This window comes from Enteractinococcus fodinae (assembly GCF_031458395.1).
Classification (GTDB): Bacteria; Actinomycetota; Actinomycetes; order Actinomycetales; family Micrococcaceae; genus Yaniella; species Yaniella fodinae.
Genome location: NZ_JAVDYJ010000001.1, coordinates 935,176 through 958,334, shown reverse-complemented (window position 1 = coordinate 958,334; position 23,159 = coordinate 935,176). Strand labels below are relative to the sequence as shown.

The following is a 23,159-nucleotide window of genomic DNA, read 5'->3' as shown; positions in this document are numbered from 1 at the left end:
ATTGTTCTACAGTCTGTAGAACTTACTGTAGTGGATAAAGCTCGGTTGCGTGTTTGGTGATGGCGGCAAGCCCGGTGCCCGCAAACCATGCGCCGGTAACGTGCAACCAGTCGGTGGCCCGGGCTGCTTGCGTCATGGCTTTGAGCCGCTGTGCGTTCTCGGGGGTGGTCAACGGCATTGCTTCACGCCAACGTATGACTTGCTGGGCGACGACTGCTTCTGCCAGCTGAGCCTGCTTGAGACCAAACATGGCAGCGGCATCGCTCAGCGCCAGGTCGAACAGCTGGGCGTCAGCGGTGTCATGACCGGGGGCTGAGCCGTCGGCCGGGTCGGTGATGCGACCGTAGCTCAGACGCAGCACATGGCGGTGATCAGCTTGTGCTGTGGCGGCTTGCCTGGCCCAGTCCCATTTGGCTGTGACGTGGGTGGCGGCTTTTGCAGCGACCGTCGTAGCGGCCGGTGACACCAGCATGCCGGTGCCACGCGGATGATCATTAAGTCTCGGATCATCGACGACCAGCGCTACCAGAGCTACGCCAGCCCCAAGCTCAGGCCGGTCGGTCAACTGCGCAACCGGTGCCATGAGGTCAAAGGCGCTGGGACCGTTGATCGCCACCACGATGCGGTCTGCGGTGATGCGCTCGCCGGCTGCGGTAAGCACCGCCGGTCCGTCAGCTGCCAGCGCGGTGACTTCGGTATTGAAACGCACTTGGGCGCGATCTTGGAGGTACTCAACGAGGGCTGCGACGAGCCGGTGCATCCCACCGGCCAGCGTTTTCACGGCTGCCCCGGGTGGGGCTGCCGCACGGCGCTCGGCGATGGCCAGGGCCACGGAGTCGTGTTGGATTGCTGCATCGATCAAGCCCGGGGCGATCGTTTCGATGTCGACATCGTAGGGGTCGGCAGAGTGCACTCCGGCAACCACGGGCGCAACCAATCGGTTCAATACTGCGGTCCCGAACCGGTCTACGACCAATTCCCCCACGGTGATGGGCTCCCCCGCGGCTCGGCGCAGAGCCCAGTTATGCATGGGCATGGCCAGTTCCTGGGCGGCACGAGCTGCCCCGGCTGGCCCGAGCGCTTGGATCACTTCTGGCGCACTGGGATGGCCGGGGATGCCCCACATGCCGACCTTGGGCGCCGGCACAGCCCCGACTTCGGGCAAATACAGCCACGATCCGGCAGGATCAGGCGTTACCAGGTCCTCCCCGAGGCCCAGTTCCGCAATGAGTTCCTCGACCTGTTGGGAGCGTGCCGCATACGCCTCGGCACCGGCGTCGACGGTTAAGGGGCCCTCTGGTAGGTCAAAGGTCAGCGGTTGGATGGCACCGCCAGCGGTTGGCGCGGCTTCAAGCACGGTTACGCTATGTCCGGCTTGAACCGCGGTATATGCTGCAACGAGCCCGGCGTACCCTGCGCCGACAACGACGACGTGTGCCATTTAGTAATCGATGGAGTGGATCAGTTCCACCACGCGGGTCAATACGGTGGGATCCGTTGTGGGCGGGACGCCGTGACCCAAGTTCAGCACGTGGCCTGGGGCCTCGGCACCCTGGGCGATGACATCGCGCACATGAGCTTCCAGGACCTCCCAGTCTGCAGTGAGCAGCGCTGGGTCAATATTGCCTTGCAGCGGGACGGTGGTGCGCCCGTCAGGTCCGGGCGCATTGCCCAGCCGACGGTTGGCCTCATCAAGGCGCAGTCGGTAGTCCACACCCACAACAGAAGCACCCGCGTCACGCATGAGGTCTAATATTTCGGCGGTACCGGTCCCAAAGTGCACCAATGGGACGCCGTTCTCTCCGGTGAGATCCGCGACCTGTTTGATGGCTTGCTCGGAGTACGGCATGACTTTTTGCTCGTAATTGGTTCGTGACAATGAACCGGCCCAGGAATCGAACAACTGCGCAGCCGAAGCGCCGGCCATGACTTGGGCCCGCAGGAATCTACCTGAGGCCTCAGCGGTCCAAGCCATCAGACGGTCCCAAGCCGCTGGGTCGTTGTGCATCATCGTGCGGGGGCCTAAATGATCCCGTGACGGGCGACCTTCGACCATATATGCGGCCACCGTATACGGTGCTCCAGCGAAACCGATCAGTGGGCGTGTACCCAACTCGGCCACGGTGAGTCTGACCGCTTCGGTGATGGGCTCAAACATGTCATCGGTGAGCTCGGGCAGTTTATCAATGTCTTCGGCGGTGCGAATCGGGTGGTCTAGCACCGGACCGACACCGGGTTGAATCTCGACACCAATACCGGCGAGTTTGAGTGGGATGACAATATCCGAGAAGAAAATCGCAGCATCAACGTCGTGGCGACGGACCGGCTGCAATGTGATTTCGGACGCCATTTCTGGAATCAAGCAGGATTCCAGCATCGTCGTACCTTCGCGCAGCTTGCGATATTCGGGCAATGAACGCCCGGCCTGGCGCATAAACCAGACTGGTCGACGGTGACCCTGCTGGCCTCGATAACCTTGAATCAGCGCCGAGTTGGCGGTCGAGCGCGCAGAGTCTTCGGTTAGGAGTGGGTGGTCGGTCGGCAGCGCCGGGGTCTGAGAAAACGCTTGGGTCATGGCAGTTCATTATTCCAGGAAGCACTGGGCGATTCCTGCACGTGTCCTCTCAAAGCCCCCGATCACCCCAACAGCGAAACGTCAGCGCCCATTTTGCTACGACAACCAAATTTCGTACGATGGGAGGCATTGTGGTGATGTTTTCTTTAGTCGCAGCGCATACCTGGTTGGACCTCGAAACGGTGGCGCGGTTAGCAAGCGGCGCTTCAGAGGTCTCCGAGACGGTCTGTCCTGATGCAATTTCCGGTGTGGTGACCCTCTCGACCTGTAACCGGGTCGAAGTGTACGCCGATGCCGGTTCGAAAGACATAGACCAAGCAGCCGACGAGATTTTATACACCATCGCTGATTCCACCGGGTTGTCCTATGACGAGGTCTCCTCGGCGTTCCGGCTGTATCGCAACGATGCGGCAGTGCGCCATCTTTTTGAGGTGGGATCCGGATTGAAGTCCGCTGTGGTTGGCGAACGCGAAATCGCCGGCCAGGTCCGTCGCGCATTAGCCGAGGCTCGTGAAGCCGGCCACACGACGGGCTCACTGACAAAACTTTTCGAAACCGCTAGCCGGACAGCCAAGGATATTGGCGCACAGACAGCTCTTGGTTCCACTGGTCGATCGATCGTGTCGGTCGCCTTGGACTTAGCCACCGAACTGCGCGCCGGCACCTCGGTCGTGGGTGCACGACGGTTCTGGGAAGACGCAAATATCCTGCTAGTCGGCACCGGCGCTTATGCGGGCACCACGCTGGCTCAACTTGAGGCTCGCGGAGCCAAGAATGTCGCGGTGCATTCTTCGTCGGGACGTGCACAACAATTCGTGGCCGATCGTGGCGATTGGGCCATGGCACTTGGCGGCGCGGAAGTCGAAGGCGCATTTGCTGAAGCAGATGTGCTCATCGGGGTTTCCGGTGGGGAACGCACCGTGAGTGCTCAACAACTTCAGCGGTTACGTGAGGGCGCATCACACCGCCTGACCGTCTTGGATCTAGCCCTCACCCACGATTTCGATCCGGCGATCGGCGACCTGCCGGCTGTGGATTTGATTACGCTGGAGTCAGTCAAGATGGCGGCCCCGTCAGAACAGCAAGCCTCGATAACCCAGGCGCAACAGCTGGTTGACCGCGCAGTCGATGACTACCTCCACGAAAAGCGCGAACGGACCGCATCTGACGCCATCGTTACGCTGCGCGGCCACACCATGGCCGTCCTAGAAGAAGAAATGGCCCGCGTTCGGGATCGACACGGTTGCACTGCTGCAGCTGAAGAAGTGCAACTGGCGATGCGTCGCATGGTCCGTCAGATGCTCCACGAGCCAACCATTCGAGCACGTCAAGCCGCCGCCAATGGCACACTTGATGAGTACGAAGCCGCGCTTGAAACGGTCTTTGGCCTCGATGTCGCTGAAACCATGAAGCAGCGGCGTAACAACAACGGTGTTCAGCACCCCGAATCTCCAGCGCTTGACGAGGTTCCAGCACAACAACGCACCGCTTAATCTGTTCGTAGCTGTCGCCGAGGTGACCTCTGTGTACGACTCATCCGAAACGGAAAACCGAACCATGTCGAAGACCACCACGTCACCCGCCCGCCTGCCACGCGATCAACGCCGCGCACAACTGATCGACGTCGCCATGGATGTCTTTGCAGACCACGGCTATGCACAGACCACCATGGACGAAATCGCCCAGCGTGCTGCCGTATCGAAACCTGTGCTGTATCAGCATTTTAAAAATAAGCGTGACCTGTTTTTCACGCTGATCGACTTTCAGTTCGACACCCTCCGTGACCGGGTGATTGAACGGATGGAAGCCGTCGATCCAGCCTCTAACACCGCAGACGAAGAAACCGCATATCAAGCGGTGTGCGGGGTCTTTGACTTTGTCGCCGAGCCGCGTGGACTGTACCGCCTGATCCTTGACTCCTCAATGGATGAGCCCGAAGAACTTGAGGCTCGCAAAGAACGGTTTGTCAGTCAGATGGTTGAGGCCGTATCACCGTACATCTTGGATAATTCGATTCTGGATCCGGCCAGCTCGAAGTTCATTACTCGTGGCATCGCCTCGGTGGTGATGTTTCTGGCCACCCGCTGGGCCGAAGAACATGTGCCTGGTAGAGGAGGCGCCGAACCCATTCCGTTAGAGAAAGCGGTCGAGCACACCGTGCGTTTCGTTGCTTACGGAGCCATCGGGTTCGATTTGTCCAATAATCCTTCAGCGTAGTGATGACCCGGCTCAACCCCCGGTGACAAATCTGATCTAAGCTGAAAGGTGGAATAAAACTCTCCACCATCAACTTTCCTAGGAGGACCCAAACCGTGGAAATTCACATCGGCATCCAAAATGTCAGCCGCGAGATCGTGTTTGAAACAGATCTGTCCAAAGACGAAGTGCTGGAACGCGTTCGCGCAGCCGTCCAAGATAACACGCCCCTTGAAATCGCCGATAACAAAGACGGCACCATCGTCGTGCCAGCCGGTGTCTTAGGCTACGTCGAAATCACCGACACCACCTCGCGCCGAGTCGGTTTCATCGCCGGCTAACCGCCCACTACCCACTACCAGGTAGACTGAGGTACCGATCCACATGTTTGGATCTACTTTTTTACACCCCGGATGACCGGTCGTACGTGTATGCGTATCTGTTACTTTTGACTTATCCACGATCGGCTCCGCCAGCACGCAAGCGTGCAATATTTGAGCTAAAGGACTATATCAATCGTGACAAATACCGCTGAAGAAACGTTTGCTGATTTCGGCTTACGCACTGAAATCGTTGAAGCACTTGCAGAGCAAGGCATCGACAAACCGTTTCCCATTCAATCCATGACGCTGCCCATCGCACTTGATGGCCAAGACATCATCGGACAAGCCAAGACCGGTACCGGAAAGACCCTCGGCTTTGGGCTACCAGTACTCAATAACGTACTGGGACCCAAAGACGAAGGCTACAACGACCTCGAAATCCCCGGCGCACCGCAGGCACTGATCGTGGCCCCCACCCGTGAGCTGGCAGTTCAGGTCTCCAAGGACCTCGAAGGTGCGGCCAAAAAACTTTCCGTGCGGATCGGTTCGATCTACGGTGGGCGAGCTTATGAGCCGCAGATCAGCGACCTCCAACGAGGCGTCGACGTCATTGTTGGCACCCCGGGTCGTCTGATTGACCTCATGAAACAAAACCACCTGGATCTTTCCCAGGTCCGGTCGGTGGTCCTGGATGAGGCTGACGAGATGCTAGATCTCGGTTTCCTCCCTGATGTTGAAACCCTGCTGCAGCAGATTCCTGAGAAACGCCAGACCATGCTGTTCTCGGCGACCATGCCCGGCGCCGTGATCACCATGGCACGCCGCTACATGGTCCAGCCCACCCACATCTCGGCCTCCGATCCAGCAGATGAATCCCTCGTCAAAGGGGATATCCGGCAGTTGGTCTACCGCGCCCACCACATGGATAAAGACGAGCTGTTAGCGCGCTCGCTGCAGGCACGTGATCGTGGGCTAACCATTATCTTCACTCGCACCAAACGCAGTGCAGCACGGGTCGCTGAAGAACTAGAACGCCGCGGCTTTGCGGCCGGAGCCCTGCACGGTGACCTGGGCCAGGGTGCCCGTGAACAGGCACTGCGTGCTTTCCGTAACGGCAAGATTGACGTCCTGGTCGCCACCGATGTGGCCGCCCGTGGGATCGACGTCGAAGAAGTCACCCACGTGTATAACTTCCAGGCGCCCGAAGACGAAAAGACCTACCTGCACCGGATCGGCCGTACCGGTCGTGCCGGCCATAAAGGCATTGCGGTGACGCTGGTGGACTGGGAGGATGTGCCCCGCTGGCGCCTCATTGCCCAGGCCTTAGAAATTGAACAGGTCGAACCCGTCGAAACGTACTCGGCCTCCCCGCATCTCTACGAAGACCTCAACATCCCAGAAGGTGTGAAAGGCAAACTGCCGAAAGCACAGCGCACCCGCGCCGGGCTGGATGCTGAGACCCAAGAAGAACTGGGTGGACCCGATAAGCAACAGCGCGGCCGCAGCGGCCAAGGTGGCGGTCGCGGTGGTCGTGGCGGCAAGAGTAGTGGCGGCGGCAAAGGCGGCCAAGGCCGTGGACGCCAACGGCAACGCAGTGGTGGCGCCTCCGATACGCAGCGCAGCGAGAACCAAGAGCGCAGCCAGAAATCACGACGTTCCCGCAGTCGCACACGGCGCCGCAACGGTGAAGTCGTGCAACGTGATGCTCGCGGTGACAACTAACTGACCTATGAGCGCGTTTTTTGCTGGTGCGAATAAGGTCATCCACGCCGACAACATGGACTTTCTGGCTTCGGTGCCGGATGAGTCCGTCACGATGATTTACATCGATCCCCCTTTCAATACCGGTCGAACCCAGTCCAGAGCTGCTACCACCACGGTGCGGGTAGCTGACGGGCAGGGCGACCGGGTGGGGTTTGGCGGTCACTCCTACGAAACGTTGCGCGGTGCCTTAGCCTCCTACGATGATGCCTTCACCAACTACTGGGATTTCCTGGAACCCCGTCTGGAGCAAGCCTGGCGGATCCTGGCCGAAGATGGCACGTTATATTTGCACCTCGATTACCGAGAAGTGCACTATGCCAAAGTCATGCTGGACATGATCTTCGGGCGTGATCACTTTCTCAACGAAATCATCTGGGCTTACGACTACGGTGGGAAATCCCGGAGCCGGTGGCCAGCAAAACACGACACCATTTTGGTGTATGTCAAAGATCCTAAAAAGTATTGGTTTGACTCGACCGAAGTCGACCGAGAGCCCTACATGGCACCGGGGTTGGTGACGCCAGAAAAACGCGAGCGCGGCAAAATGCCCACCGACGTATGGTGGCACACCATCGTCTCCCCCACAGGCAAAGAAAAGACCGGCTACCCCACCCAGAAACCCGTCGGCTTAGTCCGCAGAATGGTGGCCGCCTCGTCACGCCCAGGTGACTGGGTGCTAGACTTCTTTGCCGGTTCAGGCACCCTTGGAGCCGCAGCTGAACAGCTGAACCGACGCTACGTGCTCGTGGATCAAAATCCGCAGGCTATTGAGGTCATGGCCCAACGGCTTCCGAAAGCCGAAGTCGTCTCCTCGGAACTCGTCAGGGACTAACGCCCATTCCACAACACGGTGTAGCCCGAAGTGGCTTCGGCTTCGATCGCTTCAACGGTCTCACGTGAGGTGACGTGCTCGCCCAATCGATTCGGCTTTCCGTCACCGTGGTAATCCGATGAGCCGGTCACCAGCAGGTCGTGTTGTTTTGCGAAGTCCAAAAGCCAAGCTTTTCCACTGCCAGAATTATCGCGATGGTAGACCTCTACCCCCGCAAGCCCAGCATCCAGCATGTCATAAAACAATTGATCGCTAACGGTCCGGCCCCGGACTTTGGCCTTTGGGTGGGCAAAGATGGGCACCCCACCGGCTGCCCGGATCAACTCGACGCCCAGCACCGGATCAGGAGCATAGTGCGGCACATAGTACTTTGACCCACCGCGCAGGATCGAGTCGAAAGCAGCAGAACGGTTTTGCACGGCGCCGACCTGGACCAGCGCATCGGCGATATGGGGCCGCCCGATCGTGGATTCCACGGTTGTTTGTTTTTTCACCAGATCCCAGGTGATGGGAAAATCCGCTGAAAGTAATTCTGTCATGCGTTTGGCCCGCGTATAGCGTGCATTCCGCGACCTGGCAATTTCGGCCAGCAGGTCAATATTGGTGGGGTCATGTAAATACGACAGCACATGCACGGCGATCCCGTCGTGCGTGACCGTGGACAGCTCCATGCCGCGAACGAGTGCTATTTGGTGTTGAGCTGCGGCTTCTTCTGCCACGTCCCAGCCGGCGGTCGTGTCGTGGTCGGTCAGCGCGACACCGTCCAGACCGGCGCGCGCCGCTGCGGCAACTACTTCCGTGGGCGAGGTTGTACCATCCGAGAGGTCCGAATGAGTGTGCATGTCGAAGGCCATAGACGGTCATTCTACTAGCCGCGCCAGGTTTGGGGCAGGTTCCCCTCGCGCCGTGACAAACCTCTGTCATCTGGCCATAGCTGGCCGCGAATTTCGTTACAGGTCATAGACAGTTTTGCCAATCGTGGGAAGATTACAGGTATGACTCAACCATCAGATCACGCACCGACCCAAGATCAGCCTCTCGAAGAACGTGTCGAAAACCGCTCGCATCGCCCCTCTTCGGATGCGTTCAAAGCGTTTATGGCTTCGAACTGGGCCCAAACCCAAGATACGGAGTTCCAGCCTGATGCAGCGGCTTCCTACGCTGCGCAGCGCCGAGTCGCCCTGTCGCGTAGGTTCCCAACCGATCGACTCGTGATCCCAGCGGGCGCCCCGAAGGTACGCTCCAACGATACCGATTATCGATTCCGTCCCCATTCGGCGTTTGCGCACCTGACCGGTCTAGGCGTAGACCACGAACCGGAAGCGGTATTAGTTATGCAGCCGGTCGCGGAAGGCACCGGCGACCACGGCAGTCATCACGAAGCCACCCTGTTCTTCCGTCCCTTAGCTGGCCGAGATTCTGAAGAGTTCTATTCCAACACTAAAACCGGTGAATTCTGGGTCGGGCCGCTCCCAACCCTCAAAGAGCTCCAGCAGCGCACGCAGATCACGACCAAGGACCTCTCCGAATTAGAGTACGCGGTCACGGTCGACGCCGGCGTGGTCGAGGTCGGCGGCACTCGCATCCGATTAGTGCGCGAAACGGACCCCAACATGGACGCACTCGTCGATACCTCTCGAATCAACACGGGGGTCGATTTAGAACATTCTGATGCTCTCGATGCTGAGCTTGCCGAGTTCCTGTCCGAGCGGCGCTTAATTAAAGATGACTACGAAATCGCCGAACTGCGAAACTCGGTGGAGTCGACGATTCGCGGATTTGAAGACATCGTGCGTGCGATCCCCCAGGCAACGCAGCACACTCGCGGTGAACGCGTCATCGAAGGTGCTTTCTTCGCCCGGGCACGCCTCGAGGGCAACGACCTGGGCTACGATACGATTGCTGCCGCCGGCAATAATGCCACGGTGTTGCATTGGATACGCAATACGGGACCCGTCAACGACGGAGAGCTGTTGCTCGTGGATGCCGGAGTCGAGGCAGATTCCCTCTACACCGCAGATATCACCCGAACCCTGCCGGTCAACGGGAAATTTAACCCGGTGCAAGCCAAAATCTATAACGCTGTCCTGGCAGCAGCAGATGCTGCCTTGGCTGCAGCCAAACCCGGCGTGCTGTTCCGCGACATTCACAACACGGCGATGGAAGTTTTGGCTCAGCACTTGGACGCGTGGGGAATTCTCCCGGTCTCCATAGACGAAGCCCTCTCCCCCGAGGGACAGCACCATCGCCGGTGGATGCCCCATGGCACCTCGCACCACTTAGGCCTAGATGTCCATGACTGCGCTCAGGCTCGCCGAGAAATGTATCTTGATGCCCCGCTGCGCGAGGGCATGGTCTTCACCATTGAACCTGGCCTGTATTTCAAACAAGAAGATCTCGCGGTGCCCGAAGAATATCGGGGTATTGGGGTGCGCATCGAAGATGACATCCTGGTCACCGCTGACGGGGCTGAGTCTCTCTCAGCTCACCTGCCACGCACCGTGGAGGATATCGAAGCGTGGATGCACCGTCTGTGGCAGAACGAAAGTTAGCGAGATGTATCGGACTCGTCTGAGTCTTGCTGTGGGGCATCAGGTTTCGGGTCCACCCGGACCCCGTACTGCGGACGTCCATCGGGAAGATCCTGAATGCCGCCGGTGGGCTCAGACGGGGTCGATGACGGTTCGCTGGCTTCGGGCTCTGGACTCGGTGCTGCCGGCGTGTTCGATGGTTGCTGGGCTCCCGGCTGGGGCCCTAGTGCCGCGGTGACTTGTCCTGCCACAGCGTTGTCGACCACTAGGTCGAAACTGACAGCCGTCATTGATGGGATCATGGCGTATTTCATCTGGCGGCGACGCATCACTTCCCCGATCACCCCGAAGATCACCCAGATGATCGCACCGAGCAACATCGTCGACCCCAAGGTCAACAGCATGTCTTGCCCAGCGGTCATCATCGACATTAACAGCCCGATGAACAGGCCAAAAAATGCGCCTTGGAGTGCACCACGACCCGCGACCGCAGCGTAGCTTGGCCGGTGACGTAGTCGATAGACCGAACGTAGATCACGCCCTACGATAGAAAGAAACCGTGGATCCACGCCGGCTTCTACGGCCCGATCAACCGCAGCGGTGGCGGCTTCATACGAACGGTAGTTGCCGACCAGCTGCCCCTGCGGCAGTGGCGACCCAATGTGTGCTCCAGGACCAAACATACTCATAGTGTCCATTTTCTACCCTGTAGGGCAGACTTTCCACCACCCCGCCCACATTGCGCTGTGAGCAAGGAGAAGCATCATCCCATGACAGACTCAACAGACCTGCACCCCGGTGGGGTATTAGCCCCGGATGTCGCACCGAGCACACCCCGCGAGATTGAAGCATGGCGTGCCCTGGACACCGTGATCGATCCAGAAATTCGGCAACCGGTCACCACGTTAGGCATGGTCGCTGCCGTGGAATTTTCCGGCGACGACATCACCGTGACCATCCGGTTGACCATCGATGGGTGCCCTATGCGCGATACGATTCAGGCCGATGTTGGTGCAGCGCTGCAGAACGTCACAGAGGGGAAAGTATCGGTGCGATTGTCGACGATGACCCCTCAACAACGCGTCGCACTGCAAGAAAACCTCACCGCTGCTCGACCAAAGAACCCGTTTGGGGCGGACTCATTGACCAAGGTCTATGCGGTGGCCTCCGGCAAAGGTGGGGTCGGCAAGTCCACGATTACCGCGAATCTCGCCGTGGGCCTGGCAGCACGTGGTCTGGCCGTTGGACTTATCGATGCCGATATCCATGGGTTCTCTATCCCAGGGCTGCTCGGCGTGACGGATAAACCGACCAAGGTCGAAGACCTGATCATGCCACCGATCGCTTTTGGTGTGAAAGTCATGTCCATCGGGATGTTTTTAGATACCGACCAGCCGGTGGCCTGGCGAGGACCAATGTTGCACCGGGCGTTAGAACAGTTCATCACAGACGTCTACTGGGGGGATCTAGATGTGCTACTCATCGATCTGCCCCCGGGCACCGGTGATATCGCGATCTCGACTGCCCAGTTGTTGCCCACAGCGGAGCTATTAGTAATCACCACACCGGAGCACACGGCAGCCCAGGTCGCGGCACGTGCAGGCCAACTGTCAACACAGACAAGCCAGCCGGTGGCCGGGGTGATCGAAAATATGGGGCCCTTGCAGCTGCCCGACGGAACATTTTTGGAAGTATTTGGCTCAGGCGGTGGGCAAGCGGTGAGTGATCGACTCACCGCCGTATTGGACCAGCATGTACCGTTACTTGGTTCAATTCCGCTGGACCCGGTGTTACGGGCCGATAGCGAAGTCGGCACCCCATCGGTGCTTTCCTCCCCCGAAGCTGCAGCGGGTCAGGCCCTGCAGTCTATTGTCGCCCAGTTGGCCACGACGCCGCGCGGCCTATCGGGCCGGAAGCTGCCGGTGTCCCCTAAGTAGCTTCCGCGTCAAAGGGCGTGGTCAATGGTTCGGACTCAGGGACGATGGCATCCTGTTGCAGGGGGCCTTCTGTCGGTGCGATCTCTGGCTGCGGGGCGGTGGCAGCTGGGTGTGATTCGGCTGGCGGCGTGACAGCGTGTGCGTTGATCGGTTGCTGCGGCGCCGGTGATGAGCCGTTGCTGAGTTCTGGCCGGCTGGGATCTGGGAAGTGGACTTGTTGGTCGAGATTGGCCTGCTGGTCGAGCTGGTCAATCGGCACTGCGGCTGCGATGATTTCGGCCTGCGTCAATTCGGGACGCTTGGGCTTATCAACGACTGTGTCGGCCGCATCTTGGACCGTGTTTTTGGCGTCTTTGAGTGAAGCTTCGAGATCTTCAATAGGTTCAGCGAGGGCTTCGCGGATCACCCGGCGGGGGTCGTACTGCCGCGGATCGTATTTTTGCCAGTCGACTTCATCAAAGTCTGTGCCGGTTTCTTCCTTGAACTGCTCTTTGGCGCCTTCGGCGAGCTTACGGGCTTTGTGAATCCATTCCCGCAGGGTCCGTAAGTATTCTGGAATCTTTTCGGGTCCCAGCAATAACAAGGCGAGCACGACCAGGACAATGAGCTCGCCACCATTAATACCGAAGATGTTCATACTGGTCTACAGCTTACCCGAAAGCGTGGAATCCGCAGATTTCTGCGCTACTTACCGGCCCATGAGACGCTCTAAACCGCGTTCGAAGCGGTGGCTGACGTCTTCACTGTAATCTTGGCTTCCCGAGCTCAGCCGGGACTTCTCTTCGACGTACAGCGTGGACATGATGCCTCCGGCGTAATCGGCATCGGAAGTCGAATCCACTCGGTACTGGGACTTGCTTGTGGCCATGTACGCTGTCCACGAACCGTCGGGGTAGGTGTAGAGCCAGACATTTTCTGCGACCGGTAGGGAAACTTCAGTTGCTTCAGATTTCGTGAAATCTAATTGGTTGCATGCGGTCACGGAGCCGTCTTCATGTTCGACCCGACACTCGCGTACTACTGTCTGGTCTTCGGCATTCGTGGAGGAACTATTAAACACGGACATGACATACACTTGGCCGTCTTCTTCATCGACGACCGCGGACTCAAACGCCATACCCAGGGCTTGGAATTGCGGGATGGTCCACCCGGCTGCTCGGAGGTCACTGACCGAGGTGAGCCGCACTGGTGTGCCATTAATACCTAATGGAGCACTGCTATAGGACAGTTGTGCTCTCGAGGCACCGAAATCGTTGGGGATTTTGGTCGAGTCATCGCTGGGGGTCGGACGGATGAGATCTTGTGGGTCTGCTTGGACCACTTCGACTTCCTGCGGAATGAGCGCAGGGGACGACGAATGCGCTGATTCATAGGAGCGATCTTCCCCGCCTAAAATCCATAGGCTAACAACCAACCCGACGAGGACTAGCCCGACCACGCCGGCACCGGCAAGAACCTTCCATCCAGCTACACCATCAGATTCCATAACGGTATGTGTTGCTGGGGCTGGATAATTAACTGGTTCGCCGCGAGAAATTTTATCGAGTTTCTGCGTGACGAATAACGCCGAAGACCGTTGTTCGACTTCTCGAGCGCACTGGGGGCATTCGGCCAGATGCGCACGCATACGCTGATCGGCGGAGGCCGAGAGTTGCCCCTCGAGAAACGCGTCGAACCTGGAGCGTGGATGAAAAGCGAAGCCGGAAGAACTTCTGCTCATCAACGAATCCTCGCTTCCATTTCTCGGGGCAACGTATGTCCAGTCAAGACTGCACTCATTGTGACAAATGAAACTGAGAATATTCTGAAACTGTCGTGGTCGTTTGGCATGAACGAGATAACGTGTGCGGCTACCTTTACAATAAAGTGAGCATCTACCGTGCGCATGGCAACTTTTTACGGGAGTACATAGACTATGAAGGCGCTGAGCCCGCAACAGACCGGCAAATACGCTAGCTGGGCTTTTGCTGAAGCACGTCCGATTGAAGATGACGTCTTACTGATGGCTCGTGACCGATCGGCCGAACTCGGGATCACCCCGGTGTCCGAGGGTACCGCCTCTGTCTTAACCTTCTTGGCTGCCGCGTCGCGGCCGCAAACCATGGTCGAACTGGGCACAGGTGCCGGGGTATCCGGTCTGGCCCTGATGCGTGGCGCTCCCACCGGCGCGGTCTTAACGTCCCTGGATCCCGATGCCGAAGCCCAGCGGGCAGCGCGTGAAGTTTTCGGAGCGGCTGGGTACCCCAGTTCCACGACTCGGTTGATCGCGGGTCGAGGCCGTACCGTGTTGCCAAAGCTCTCAGCCAGCGCCTACGATCTGGTCTTTATTGATGCGGATCCCTTGCTGCTGGAATACCACGTCACCGAAGCGGCTCGTGTGCTCCGCTCCGGTGGCATGGTCATCATTCATGATGCCCTCGATCAGGACCGGGTCCCCCGTCCGGCGGTCCGCGAGGCAGCGACCGTCATGTTGCGCGATGTGGGCAATAAACTGCGCGATGATACGACGGTCTGGAAAACCTCGACGTTGTTACCAACCGGCACGGGTCTGTTGCTGGCAACGCGTGTCTAAGGGGTTAGGCCACTTTGATGACGCCGTCTAGGGCGTCTTTGAGTTCTTGGGCCTCTTCGTCATTGAGTTCGACTACCAGGCGTCCGCCACCATCGGTGGGGATGCGCATTACGAGTTTGCGTTGTTCACGAACGACCTCCATTGGGCCGTCTCCAGTACGAGGCTTCATTGCAGCCATTCTTATTCCTTTCAATACGCGCCGTAACCGCGACGCGTGCGGTTGACATTACTTGGGTGCTGATTCGTTGGCCTGGTGTCGAGCATCCTCAACAGCTGAGCGTAGTGCCGCAATTTCTTGATCGCGTTCTGACAAAGCTGTCGTGAGTCGGTCCAACACTTGATCGACTTGATCGGTGCGGTATCCTCGCAAGCCAACTGCAAAACGAATGTCTTGAATATCGTGGGCGGATATCTCGTCTGCATCCGGTAAGAGCACCGGTGGCAATGTGGGAAGTGGCTCAGCCAGCGGCTTGACCAACCGCTGGTCGCCACGGATGATAATGAGTGCTAAAAATCCGATGACGAGCACGCCCAACACCAGAATTTCTATCATCAATATCGCATCGCCCATGTATCCATTATCTCACGAATTAGCCAACTGTGCTTGTCGGAAGCCACAACGTGTTACCACTCGGCGAGCCAGTGCGGGCTTCGACCACGTCAGAGGCCACCACGTTGGCCACTGCCCCTTCCGTGTGGCGATGCTGAGATGCTGCAAAGTCAGAAGTGAGATAATGTCTGAACGTGGCCATTCCTCACCCATATCATTTGCAAACTCGCGGGCGCGCAACGATCGCCCTGTCGGCTGTCCTGGCGCTCACCGGGTGCAGTGGCGATGACGAGACCATCCTTGATGAGACGCCAGCAGAGCCTCAAGAGGTCTTCAACATCGGTGTGGCGATGTCCTCGCCCGGTCTCGTCTCTGGGGTCAATCCCACTGAGGTCAGCGGTGCTGAAGTCGATCTTGCGGCTGCCGTGACCGAGCGCATGCAGACCCTCCCGCCTGGAGCGGATCGTACGTGGGTGCCCACCGGTGTCGATACGGTCGCCGAAGAGCTCGCCGCCGGAGAACTAGATCTTGCTATTGGCCAGTTCAGCGAGGCTCTTGTCTCCGATGACGTCGCCCGGGTGGGACCATATCTCACCGTGGAAGCCGGTGTGCTGATTCACCAGGAAGCCCAGGAACCTGATGCGGCACCCCTGGAGGTTTTGCAGCCGACTATTGTGGACTCCTTCGATGAGCTGGCCGATGCCTCGGTATGTGTGGTGGCTGGCTCGCTAGCTGCGACAGTTGAAGCCGAGAAAGCCGTTACGGAACCTTCGGTTACTGAATGCGAGGTCGGGATGCGCTCTGGACGCTACGATGCCATACTGGCCGATGATGTGCAGCTGGCCGGACTGCTCACGGATCCTGTATACGCGGCTCGCTATGAACTACTATCCCTGGCTGAGCTGGGGTCCGAAGCAGCTGGCGAGGAAGCGGCGGAAGGATTCGGTGCTGCGCTATTCGAGAGTCGCCAGTATTGGATTGGCGCAAGCGCTGACTATTGTGCGGATGCCGGTCAGGCGTTGGAGGCTGTTGCTGCCGATGGTGTGCTTGAGGGTCTCTTCGGGGCGTGGGATCAAGTTGAGGGATTCCAGGTCGAGCCAGTGGACCCCGCAGAGCTAACCATCGAAAACTGCGTCGCGGAAGATTAACCCCAAACGCCCCACACGTGGTGGGGCGTTTGTACGGTGATGAGCGGTTAGTTTGCGCCGGGGTAATTGCGCAGGTCTTCACCGACGTAGACCTGGCGTGGGCGACCGATACGGGTCTCGTCGTCGGTGATCATTTCACGCCACTGGGCGATCCAGCCTGGTAGACGTCCGAGTGCGAACAGCGGGGTGAACATCCGGTTCGGGAAGCCCATTGCGCTGTAGATCAGGCCGGTGTAGAAGTCGACGTTTGGATACAGCTTGCGCTCGATGAAGTAGTCATCGTTGAGTGCGCGTTCTTCGATCTGCATGGCCATTTCGAGGCGCTCGTCGTTGCCACCGAGTTTGTTGAGAATCTTCTCGGCGGTGGACTTCACGATGCGGGCGCGGGGGTCGTAGTTTTTATAGACGCGGTGACCGAAGCCCATCAGACGGATGCCGGATTCTTTGTCTTTGACCTTGTCCATGAACTGTTCTGGGGTCAGGCCTTCTTGTTTGATTTCATCCAGCATGTTCAATACGGCTTCATTTGCCCCACCGTGGAGCGGGCCGAACAGCGCGTTAATGCCAGCTGAAATCGAGCCAAAGATGTTGGCCTGCGACGAACCGACCAGGCGAACCGTGGAGGTCGAGCAGTTTTGTTCGTGGTCGGCGTGCAGGATGAGCAGCATATCGAGCGCATCAACCATGTCCTGATCGAGCTCATATGGTTCAGTTGGCACCCCGAAGGTCAACCGCAGGAAGTTTTCGGTGAAGTTCAGCGAATTATCCGGGTACAGGAAGGGCTGGCCGATGGACTTCTTATATGCGTAGGCGGCCAATACAGGCACCTTGGACATCAACCGGATGGTCGAGATGTGGACCTGTTCCTCGTCGAAGGGGTCCAGGGAGTCTTCGTAGAACGTTGACAGCGCAGAGACCGCTGATGACAGTACGGCCATGGGGTGCGCGTTGCGCGGGAAACCGTCGAAGAATGCTTTGATGTCTTCGTGCAACATGGTGTGGGAACGAATGTTGTTGTCCCAGTCAGCAAGCTGATCGGCGGTTGGGAGCTCACCGTAAATCAGCAGGTAGGCAACTTCCAAGAATGAGGAGTGCTCTGCTAGCTGCTCGATCGGGTAGCCACGGTAGCGCAGGATGCCGGCATCGCCGTCAATGTAGGTGACCGCTGAGCGAGCATTAGCGGTGTTCATGAAGCCAGGATCGTAGGTGACCGTATCGGTGTCACGCAGAACCGTGGCGATGCTGAGACCGTCGTTACCGACCGTGGATGCAACACGTGGAAGGTCTACGTTGGTATCGCCTACCGTAAGCTTGCCGTCATGTGTTTCAGTCATGATTTTCCCTCTTGTCCGTGCAGCACGCAGCTTGCACTATGGCCACGATCGGTGGCGCTGTTCGATATGTCTCTGCTGTACAAATTTATCAATTTTGGTGACGTTTAAATCATTATGGCCAAACGTCGTAATCATACCGTCGTGAGCCGAGCCACCGCCTGGTGTATGTCATCATCGGTTGCCGTCAGCGATAGTCGAATGTACCCGTTGCCCGCGGCTGAGTAGAAGACGCCAGGGCCCACCAGCATGCCGGCTTGAGCGAATCGGTCGACCAGCGCCCACGAGTCGTCGGCGGTGGGTTCCGTCACTGCAGGATCGCGCACCCACAAATATAAACCGGCCTCGGAATGTTCGACACTAAGGCCCGCCGCCACAAGGGCTGTCAGTAGCTGCTGGCGTCGAGACCGATAGCGTGCCTTTTGGTCTACCACGTGTTGGTCATCGCTCAGGGCTGCGATCATGGCGTGTTGAATTGGCCCCGGTACGACCATCCCGGTGTGGGAGCGCAAGTTGATGAGCGCGGCGATGAGCTGGGCATCTCCAGCAACGAAGGCTGCCCGGTAGCCGGCCATATTCGACTGTTTAGACAGCGAATACACCGACAGCAGGCCGGTCAGGTCCCCACCAGACACGCTGTCATGCAAGATCGACGGGATCGGGGTGTCCTCCCAGGCGTCCCAGCCCAATTCGGCGTAGCACTCATCTGAGGCCACCACGGCTCCCAGTTGACGCGCGTCATCCACGATGGCGCGCATGGTGGCAGCGTCCTGGACGATGCCGGTCGGGTTGGCCGGAGAGTTGAGCCACACGAGCTTGACCCGTGCACGGGTGTGCTCATCGAGCTCGTCGAGCGCATCAGCGGTGACCGACGTGGCACCAACAATCTTGGCGCCTATATCGTAGGTCGGGTAAGCGACCGTCGGGTAGACGATGACATCATCTGGTCCCAAACCTAAGAGCACTGGCAACCAGGCGATGAATTCTTTGGACCCCACGGTGGCTGCAATATGTTCGACACCTAAGCCGCTGACATCGCGGCGGCGGTGATACCAGCTGGCGATCGCTTCGCGTAGCGCATCGGTACCCGAAGACCCCGGGTAGCCGGGCCAGTTGGCCGCTGAACGCAAAGCGTCTTGGATGACGTCCGGGGTGGGGTCCACCGGCGCTCCGATCGATAGATCGACGACACCCTCGGGGTGCTGTGCGGCGGTGGCTTTATAAGGGGCAAGCAGCTGCCAGGGGTACTCTGGAAGGTCGAGCATTAAAGGTCGTGCTCCTGGGGCGGCAGGGCTTCAATGAGCGGATGATCTTTGGGGATCAGTCCGAGTTTGGCTGCCCCGCCCGGGGAGCCGATGTCATCAAAGAATTCGACGTTGGCGTCGTAGTAGTCGGCCCATTCTTCTGGTGTGTCATCTTCGTAGTAGATGGCTTCGACCGGGCAGACCGGCTCGCATGCCCCGCAGTCGACGCATTCATCCGGGTGGATGTAGAGCATGCGTTCGCCTTCATAAATACAGTCGACCGGGCATTCATCAATGCAGGATTTATCCTTCAGGTCAACACACGGCAAGGCGATTACGTAGGTCATGGTGGTGTTGCTCCTTCACACGTTGTTGTGCACTCAGTCTAACGGTTCTGCCACGTGCCCACAGCGGGTTGAGCAGTCGATGGCGCGGTTGCCAGCTGGGCTTTGGTGCGCTGGAGGGTGCGATTGATACGAAACATCAGCACGATCGTGAGTGCCAGCAGGCCAACGTGCCAGACCACCGTGGCGATGACCAGGTGCGGCACGAACTCCCAGGTTTGAGCATTGAGGGGAACGGTAAACAGATCGCCTCGGCTGAACAGGGTTAACACGGCCAGCGTGACATACTGGCCGATCCCGGTCAGCCCAACAGCGAGCACGTTGGCCGTTCGTAACCCGAGCCACCACTGGCCTAACCCGGCGATGAGCAGGGCAACTGCCACACCCCACGGGATACCAAAACTGCCGGTCCAATAAGAGTTCAGGTGCATCACGGTCCCCACGAGACCGGTGATCACACCGGTTACCAGGGCCACGAGCACCCAGCCGATGGGCAGGCGTCGGGTAGATTTACTGGGCTTCGGCGCGTGCTCGGGCGCGGGCGCGGGCGAGTTTAACTCGGTCATTACTATCCAGCACTACCTTCCGCAGCCGGATGGCCTCCGGTGTTACTTCGACACATTCATCATCGCGTACCCATTCCAGGGATTCCTCCAGGGTCAGAATCCTCGGTGGGGTGAGTCCCTCGAAGTTATCGGATGATGCCGCACGCACGTTGGTTTGTTTCTTTTCCCGAACGATGTTGACGTCCATGTCTTCGTTGCGAGAGTTCTCCCCTAAGATCATGCCCTCATAGACTTCATCGCCGGGCTGGATGAAGAATGACGCACGTTCTTGCAGGTTGATCATCGAATATGGGGTAGCGACACCAGAACGGTCGGACACGATCGACCCGGTAGCACGGTAGACGATGTGACCGGCCCACGGCTCGTAACCGGCCGAGTAGGACGACGCGATGCCAGCTCCACGGGTTTCGGTGAGGAAGCGGGTGCGGAAACCGATCAGGCCACGAGCCGGAACTTTGAATTCCATGCGAACCCAACCGGTGCTGTTATTGACCATGTTTTCCATAACGCCTTTACGCGCTGCCATCAGCTGCGTGATGGCCCCCAAGTGTTCTTCGGGGGTGTCGATGGTCATGATTTCCATCGGCTCGTGAATCACGCCGTCGATCTCCCGGGTGACCACCTGTGGTTTACCAACGGTCAGCTCAAAGCCTTCACGTCGCATCTGTTCGACCAGGATGGCTAAGGCCAGTTCACCACGGCCTTGGACTTCCCAAGTGTCGGGGCGATCAGTTGGTAGCACGCGTAGTGAGACGTTACCGATCAGTTCGCGATCAAGGCGGTCTTTGACCTGACGTGCAGTGACCTTTGCCCCTTTGACTTTCCCTGCCAACGGGGAGGTATTGATACCCAGCGTCAGCGAGATAGCGGGCTCATCAATGGTGATCTGTGGCAGCGGTTTCGGATCGTTGGGATCAGTGAGGGTGTCGCCGATCATAATGTCTTCGATACCGGCAACAGCGACAATTTCTCCGGGACTGGCAGATTCGGCCGGGACACGTTCCAGGCCTTTGGTCTGCAATAGCTCAGTGATCTTGACGTTTTTGATGCCGTCTTTCGACGACCATGCCACCGTCTGGTTCTTATGCAGTGTCCCGTTATAGACCCGCAGCAACGCCAGGCGTCCCAAGAATGACGAGTAGTCCAGGTTGGTCACATGGGCCTGCAGAACTTCGTCTTCATTATAGGTCGGGGCTGGGATGTGTTCCATAATCGTGGCGAACAGCGGTTCCAGATCCTCGTTGTCTGGAAGCTGACCATCGGCCGGCTGTTCGGTGGATGCTCGACCGGCTTTCCCGGAAGCGTAAACGACCGGCACATCAAGCACCGCATCAAGGTCGAGATCTGGGACCTCTTCCGAGACATCTTCGGCAAGCCCCAACAGCAAGTCCATCGAGTCAGATACGACGCCTTCAATGCGAGCATCGGGGCGATCAACCTTGTTGACCACTAGGATCACGGGTTTGGCAGCTGCGAGTGCTTTTCGTAGTACGAAGCGAGTCTGCGGGAGTGGCCCTTCGGAGGAGTCAACCAGCAGGACAACCCCGTCGACCATCGACAGGCCGCGTTCAACTTCGCCACCGAAGTCCGCGTGACCGGGAGTGTCGATCACGTTAATGGTGACGTTCTGGCCTTTTGCTGACGGGCCCGAGTAGAACACGGTGGTGTTCTTGGCCAGGATGGTGATGCCCTTTTCCTTTTCGAGTTCACCAGAATCCATCACACGGTCACCGACCTGTTGGTGGTCACCGAACGCGCCGGTCTCGGTCAACATGGCATTGACCAGGGTGGTTTTGCCGTGGTCGACGTGAGCGACGATAGCGACGTTGCGGAGATCATCACGTGTGTTGGTCTGATTGGTCATGGGCATACCTCGTTTGAAGGTAGAAATGTAAAGATGTGCAAGGCCGAAGCAACACGGGTTACCCGCGGTGGCCCCGCTACTAGTGTAAAGCACACAGTGACTTTGGCACGAAGTGGCGCCTTGGAGCGTAGTTCGTGACGAAACAATCACCCTGGTAGATCGGTGCTGTCGTCTCATAAATGACCGGCTATGACGCATAGGTCACATCCCCTGGGGCCCGGCTTAGGCTAGACGCGTCGACGCTTGGCAAACCGCCGGGCACAGTTCATGGCACACGACGCGATCAGATGAGGCGACCCATTAGATGACATCACCGCAGGCCCAGCAGCGGCTGACCAATGTGACCATATCCGACACCCTCCTGTCCGCGGTTGCATCCAACGCTGCCGCTATCGATCTTGGTCAACAGACGACTCGGCAATATTTGTCTGATCTTGCTGCAGCCGGTCTGGCCGATCTGGGCGCGGACCCCGACCACGGCTCGCTGTTAGAACAAGCTGCGGTTATCGAGAGGCTGGCCGAGAAATCCTTGAGCACCGCGTTTTCGCTGTGGTGTCATCGAATGTGTATCGCCTACCTCAGGGACGCCAAGGAGGGATATGCTCACAAGTTGCAGACTAAGCTGCGCTCCGGAAAACTGATAGGTTCCTCGGCGATGGCCTCGGGGTTTCAGTACGCTGCCGGACTGGGTGACCTCAGCCTGCGCGTGCATCGCGACACCTCAGGCACACTGCGGTTGACCGGCCACCTGGGTTGGGCCTTTTTCGCCCCTGCCTATGGGCCGTCTGAGTCCTTGGATCCGGTGGTGGTGGCCTTCCCGGTCTGCGCCGACGGAGTTGAGGTCGGACCAGAACTCGATCTGTTAGCACTGCGAGGGACGGCCTCCACATCGGTTGCGGTAACGGACGTGGTGTTACCCGAAGAACAGATTCTCACCACCGACCTGACCGCGTTTCTTGGCCGTGCCCGCCCGGTGCTGAGCGTACTGCAGGCCAGCTTTTGTGTCGGCTTAGCCAGCGAAAGCTACCGCCATCTCCGCACGCAGCTCACCGGGGTTAAACAGACGTTCACCGCTGAGTTCGAACACGTGGCGAACCGGTTGGCACAGGTCAAGCACCAGCTGGTCGAGTTGCTCTCCATGCTCGACACCGGTCAGCCGCCAGCGATCCAACGGCTCATTGCAGCACGGCTGGAAGCCGGAGTGGTGGCGACTGAACTCACCCGACTCGAGACCATCACGGCCGGCAGTCGAGGCTTTGTCACCACCTCAGCTGTGAATCGGCGGTCTCGCGAAGCTACTTTCATTCCACTGCAGGCACCCACCGAAGCCCAATTGCGGACTGAGCTTGCAAGCCTTCGAGCACCTGACCAACCCCGATAGA

The 23,159-nt window shown here is 58.6% G+C and carries 23 protein-coding genes; 10 read left to right on the top strand and 13 right to left on the bottom strand.

Annotated elements, in window-relative coordinates:
* Positions 1 to 22: 22 nt before the first annotated feature.
* The gene (locus J2S62_RS04590) at positions 23 to 1,441 is read right to left on the bottom strand and encodes a protoporphyrinogen/coproporphyrinogen oxidase (RefSeq protein ID WP_310171921.1); all 1,419 of its coding nucleotides are present in this window, start codon (positions 1,439 to 1,441) and stop codon (positions 23 to 25) included.
* Positions 1,442 to 2,575 (bottom strand): uroporphyrinogen decarboxylase, encoded by a 1,134-nt coding sequence (gene hemE / locus J2S62_RS04585; RefSeq protein ID WP_310171919.1) that lies wholly within the window; start codon positions 2,573 to 2,575, stop codon positions 1,442 to 1,444. It abuts the gene before it with no gap.
* Between the two features lie 131 nt (positions 2,576 to 2,706).
* Here hemE and J2S62_RS04580 point away from each other — a divergent pair, with 131 nt between their 5' ends.
* The 5 genes from J2S62_RS04580 (at position 2,707) to J2S62_RS04560 (ending at position 7,690) form a co-directional block, all read left to right on the top strand.
* Entirely contained in the window at positions 2,707 to 4,068 is a 1,362-nt protein-coding gene (locus J2S62_RS04580) for a glutamyl-tRNA reductase (protein WP_310171918.1), read from the top strand.
* Between the two features lie 31 nt (positions 4,069 to 4,099).
* Positions 4,100 to 4,792, top strand: a complete 693-nt coding sequence (locus J2S62_RS04575; RefSeq protein ID WP_310171915.1) for a TetR/AcrR family transcriptional regulator — start codon at positions 4,100 to 4,102, stop codon at positions 4,790 to 4,792.
* 95 nt (positions 4,793 to 4,887) lie between these two features.
* Positions 4,888 to 5,112 (top strand): DUF3107 domain-containing protein, encoded by a 225-nt coding sequence (locus J2S62_RS04570; protein WP_310171913.1) that lies wholly within the window; start codon positions 4,888 to 4,890, stop codon positions 5,110 to 5,112.
* A 177-nt stretch (positions 5,113 to 5,289) separates the two neighbouring features.
* Positions 5,290 to 6,816 carry a DEAD/DEAH box helicase gene (locus J2S62_RS04565; RefSeq protein WP_310171911.1) on the top strand — a complete coding sequence of 509 codons (1,527 nt, stop codon included), beginning with the start codon at positions 5,290 to 5,292 and terminating at the stop codon, positions 6,814 to 6,816.
* Positions 6,817 to 6,823: 7 nt separating this feature from the next.
* Positions 6,824 to 7,690: a DNA-methyltransferase gene (locus J2S62_RS04560; protein ID WP_310171909.1), complete on the top strand. Its 867-nt coding sequence runs from the start codon at positions 6,824 to 6,826 to the stop codon at positions 7,688 to 7,690.
* Here the strand turns inward: J2S62_RS04560 and J2S62_RS04555 are convergent.
* Complete coding sequence (locus J2S62_RS04555; protein WP_310171906.1) at positions 7,687 to 8,544, bottom strand: PHP domain-containing protein; 858 nt, start codon at positions 8,542 to 8,544, stop codon at positions 7,687 to 7,689. The two genes, J2S62_RS04560 and J2S62_RS04555, sit on opposite strands and share 4 nt — an antisense overlap.
* A gap of 141 nt (positions 8,545 to 8,685) precedes the next feature.
* Between J2S62_RS04555 and J2S62_RS04550 the strand changes: the two genes are divergently transcribed.
* Positions 8,686 to 10,242 (top strand): aminopeptidase P family protein, encoded by a 1,557-nt coding sequence (locus J2S62_RS04550; protein WP_310171904.1) that lies wholly within the window; start codon positions 8,686 to 8,688, stop codon positions 10,240 to 10,242.
* Here the strand turns inward: J2S62_RS04550 and J2S62_RS04545 are convergent.
* Complete coding sequence (locus J2S62_RS04545) at positions 10,239 to 10,910, bottom strand: general stress protein (protein WP_310171902.1); 672 nt, start codon at positions 10,908 to 10,910, stop codon at positions 10,239 to 10,241. The genes J2S62_RS04550 and J2S62_RS04545 overlap by 4 nt on opposite strands.
* Positions 10,911 to 10,991: 81 nt before the next feature.
* On the opposite strand from J2S62_RS04545, the gene J2S62_RS04540 reads away from it, so the two are divergent.
* On the top strand, positions 10,992 to 12,158 hold the full coding sequence (locus tag J2S62_RS04540; protein ID WP_310171900.1) for an Mrp/NBP35 family ATP-binding protein: 1,167 nt from the start codon (positions 10,992 to 10,994) through the stop codon (positions 12,156 to 12,158).
* Here the strand turns inward: J2S62_RS04540 and J2S62_RS04535 are convergent.
* Both J2S62_RS04535 and J2S62_RS04530 read right to left on the bottom strand, forming a co-directional pair.
* Positions 12,151 to 12,795: a Sec-independent protein translocase family protein gene (locus J2S62_RS04535; RefSeq protein WP_310171898.1), complete on the bottom strand. Its 645-nt coding sequence runs from the start codon at positions 12,793 to 12,795 to the stop codon at positions 12,151 to 12,153. The genes J2S62_RS04540 and J2S62_RS04535 overlap by 8 nt on opposite strands.
* Before the next feature lie 51 nt (positions 12,796 to 12,846).
* Positions 12,847 to 13,878: an anti-sigma factor family protein gene (locus J2S62_RS04530; RefSeq protein ID WP_310171895.1), complete on the bottom strand. Its 1,032-nt coding sequence runs from the start codon at positions 13,876 to 13,878 to the stop codon at positions 12,847 to 12,849.
* Positions 13,879 to 14,073: 195 nt separating this feature from the next.
* Here J2S62_RS04530 and J2S62_RS04525 point away from each other — a divergent pair, with 195 nt between their 5' ends.
* The gene (locus J2S62_RS04525; RefSeq protein WP_310171893.1) at positions 14,074 to 14,730 is read left to right on the top strand and encodes an O-methyltransferase; all 657 of its coding nucleotides are present in this window, start codon (positions 14,074 to 14,076) and stop codon (positions 14,728 to 14,730) included.
* A 4-nt stretch (positions 14,731 to 14,734) separates the two neighbouring features.
* Here J2S62_RS04525 and J2S62_RS04520 read toward each other — a convergent pair whose 3' ends face one another.
* Positions 14,735 to 14,908 carry a DUF3117 domain-containing protein gene (locus J2S62_RS04520; RefSeq protein WP_310171890.1) on the bottom strand — a complete coding sequence of 58 codons (174 nt, stop codon included), beginning with the start codon at positions 14,906 to 14,908 and terminating at the stop codon, positions 14,735 to 14,737.
* A gap of 48 nt (positions 14,909 to 14,956) precedes the next feature.
* Positions 14,957 to 15,301 carry a DivIVA domain-containing protein gene (locus tag J2S62_RS04515; RefSeq protein ID WP_310171888.1) on the bottom strand — a complete coding sequence of 115 codons (345 nt, stop codon included), beginning with the start codon at positions 15,299 to 15,301 and terminating at the stop codon, positions 14,957 to 14,959.
* A 173-nt stretch (positions 15,302 to 15,474) separates the two neighbouring features.
* Between J2S62_RS04515 and J2S62_RS04510 the strand changes: the two genes are divergently transcribed.
* Positions 15,475 to 16,428, top strand: coding sequence for a substrate-binding periplasmic protein (locus J2S62_RS04510; RefSeq protein WP_310171886.1), 954 nt, complete (start codon positions 15,475 to 15,477; stop codon positions 16,426 to 16,428).
* Between the two features lie 47 nt (positions 16,429 to 16,475).
* Here the strand turns inward: J2S62_RS04510 and J2S62_RS04505 are convergent, their stop codons facing one another.
* The 5 genes from J2S62_RS04505 to typA form a co-directional block, all read right to left on the bottom strand.
* Positions 16,476 to 17,762, bottom strand: a complete 1,287-nt coding sequence (locus J2S62_RS04505) for a citrate synthase (protein WP_310171884.1) — start codon at positions 17,760 to 17,762, stop codon at positions 16,476 to 16,478.
* 131 nt (positions 17,763 to 17,893) lie between these two features.
* Positions 17,894 to 19,024, bottom strand: a complete 1,131-nt coding sequence (gene dapC, locus J2S62_RS04500; RefSeq protein WP_310171881.1) for a succinyldiaminopimelate transaminase — start codon at positions 19,022 to 19,024, stop codon at positions 17,894 to 17,896.
* Positions 19,024 to 19,350: a ferredoxin gene (fdxA, locus tag J2S62_RS04495; protein WP_310171876.1), complete on the bottom strand. Its 327-nt coding sequence runs from the start codon at positions 19,348 to 19,350 to the stop codon at positions 19,024 to 19,026. Before fdxA ends, dapC begins: the two co-directional genes overlap by 1 nt.
* Before the next feature lie 38 nt (positions 19,351 to 19,388).
* Positions 19,389 to 19,913: a hypothetical protein gene (locus J2S62_RS04490; RefSeq protein WP_310171874.1), complete on the bottom strand. Its 525-nt coding sequence runs from the start codon at positions 19,911 to 19,913 to the stop codon at positions 19,389 to 19,391.
* On the bottom strand, positions 19,858 to 21,777 hold the full coding sequence (typA, locus tag J2S62_RS04485) for a translational GTPase TypA (protein WP_310171872.1): 1,920 nt from the start codon (positions 21,775 to 21,777) through the stop codon (positions 19,858 to 19,860). The genes J2S62_RS04490 and typA overlap by 56 nt, the downstream gene beginning before the upstream one ends.
* Before the next feature lie 304 nt (positions 21,778 to 22,081).
* Here typA and J2S62_RS04480 point away from each other — a divergent pair, with 304 nt between their 5' ends.
* Positions 22,082 to 23,158, top strand: a complete 1,077-nt coding sequence (locus J2S62_RS04480; RefSeq protein WP_310171870.1) for an acyl-CoA dehydrogenase family protein — start codon at positions 22,082 to 22,084, stop codon at positions 23,156 to 23,158.
* The last annotated feature ends 1 nt before the right edge of the window (position 23,159 follow it).

Bases quoted from the DNA above. Each gene is read 5' to 3' on its own strand.
- J2S62_RS04550 (WP_310171904.1), top strand. From the start codon at position 8,686: ATGACTCAACCATCAGATCACGCACCGACCCAAGATCAGCCTCTCGAA.
- J2S62_RS04560 (WP_310171909.1), top strand. From the start codon at position 6,824: ATGAGCGCGTTTTTTGCTGGTGCGAATAAGGTCATCCACGCCGACAAC.
- J2S62_RS04520 (WP_310171890.1), bottom strand. From the start codon at position 14,908: ATGGCTGCAATGAAGCCTCGTACTGGAGACGGCCCAATGGAGGTCGTT.
- J2S62_RS04480 (WP_310171870.1), top strand. From the start codon at position 22,082: ATGACATCACCGCAGGCCCAGCAGCGGCTGACCAATGTGACCATATCC.
- fdxA (WP_310171876.1), bottom strand. From the start codon at position 19,350: ATGACCTACGTAATCGCCTTGCCGTGTGTTGACCTGAAGGATAAATCC.
- J2S62_RS04545 (WP_310171902.1), bottom strand. From the start codon at position 10,910: ATGAGTATGTTTGGTCCTGGAGCACACATTGGGTCGCCACTGCCGCAG.
- J2S62_RS04530 (WP_310171895.1), bottom strand. From the start codon at position 13,878: ATGAGCAGAAGTTCTTCCGGCTTCGCTTTTCATCCACGCTCCAGGTTC.
- J2S62_RS04490 (WP_310171874.1), bottom strand. From the start codon at position 19,913: ATGACCGAGTTAAACTCGCCCGCGCCCGCGCCCGAGCACGCGCCGAAG.
- J2S62_RS04555 (WP_310171906.1), bottom strand. From the start codon at position 8,544: ATGGCCTTCGACATGCACACTCATTCGGACCTCTCGGATGGTACAACC.
- J2S62_RS04515 (WP_310171888.1), bottom strand. From the start codon at position 15,301: ATGGGCGATGCGATATTGATGATAGAAATTCTGGTGTTGGGCGTGCTC.
- J2S62_RS04505 (WP_310171884.1), bottom strand. From the start codon at position 17,762: ATGACTGAAACACATGACGGCAAGCTTACGGTAGGCGATACCAACGTA.
- dapC (WP_310171881.1), bottom strand. From the start codon at position 19,024: ATGCTCGACCTTCCAGAGTACCCCTGGCAGCTGCTTGCCCCTTATAAA.
- J2S62_RS04590 (WP_310171921.1), bottom strand. From the start codon at position 1,441: ATGGCACACGTCGTCGTTGTCGGCGCAGGGTACGCCGGGCTCGTTGCA.
- J2S62_RS04525 (WP_310171893.1), top strand. From the start codon at position 14,074: ATGAAGGCGCTGAGCCCGCAACAGACCGGCAAATACGCTAGCTGGGCT.
- J2S62_RS04535 (WP_310171898.1), bottom strand. From the start codon at position 12,795: ATGAACATCTTCGGTATTAATGGTGGCGAGCTCATTGTCCTGGTCGTG.
- J2S62_RS04540 (WP_310171900.1), top strand. From the start codon at position 10,992: ATGACAGACTCAACAGACCTGCACCCCGGTGGGGTATTAGCCCCGGAT.
- typA (WP_310171872.1), bottom strand. From the start codon at position 21,777: ATGACCAATCAGACCAACACACGTGATGATCTCCGCAACGTCGCTATC.
- hemE (WP_310171919.1), bottom strand. From the start codon at position 2,575: ATGACCCAAGCGTTTTCTCAGACCCCGGCGCTGCCGACCGACCACCCA.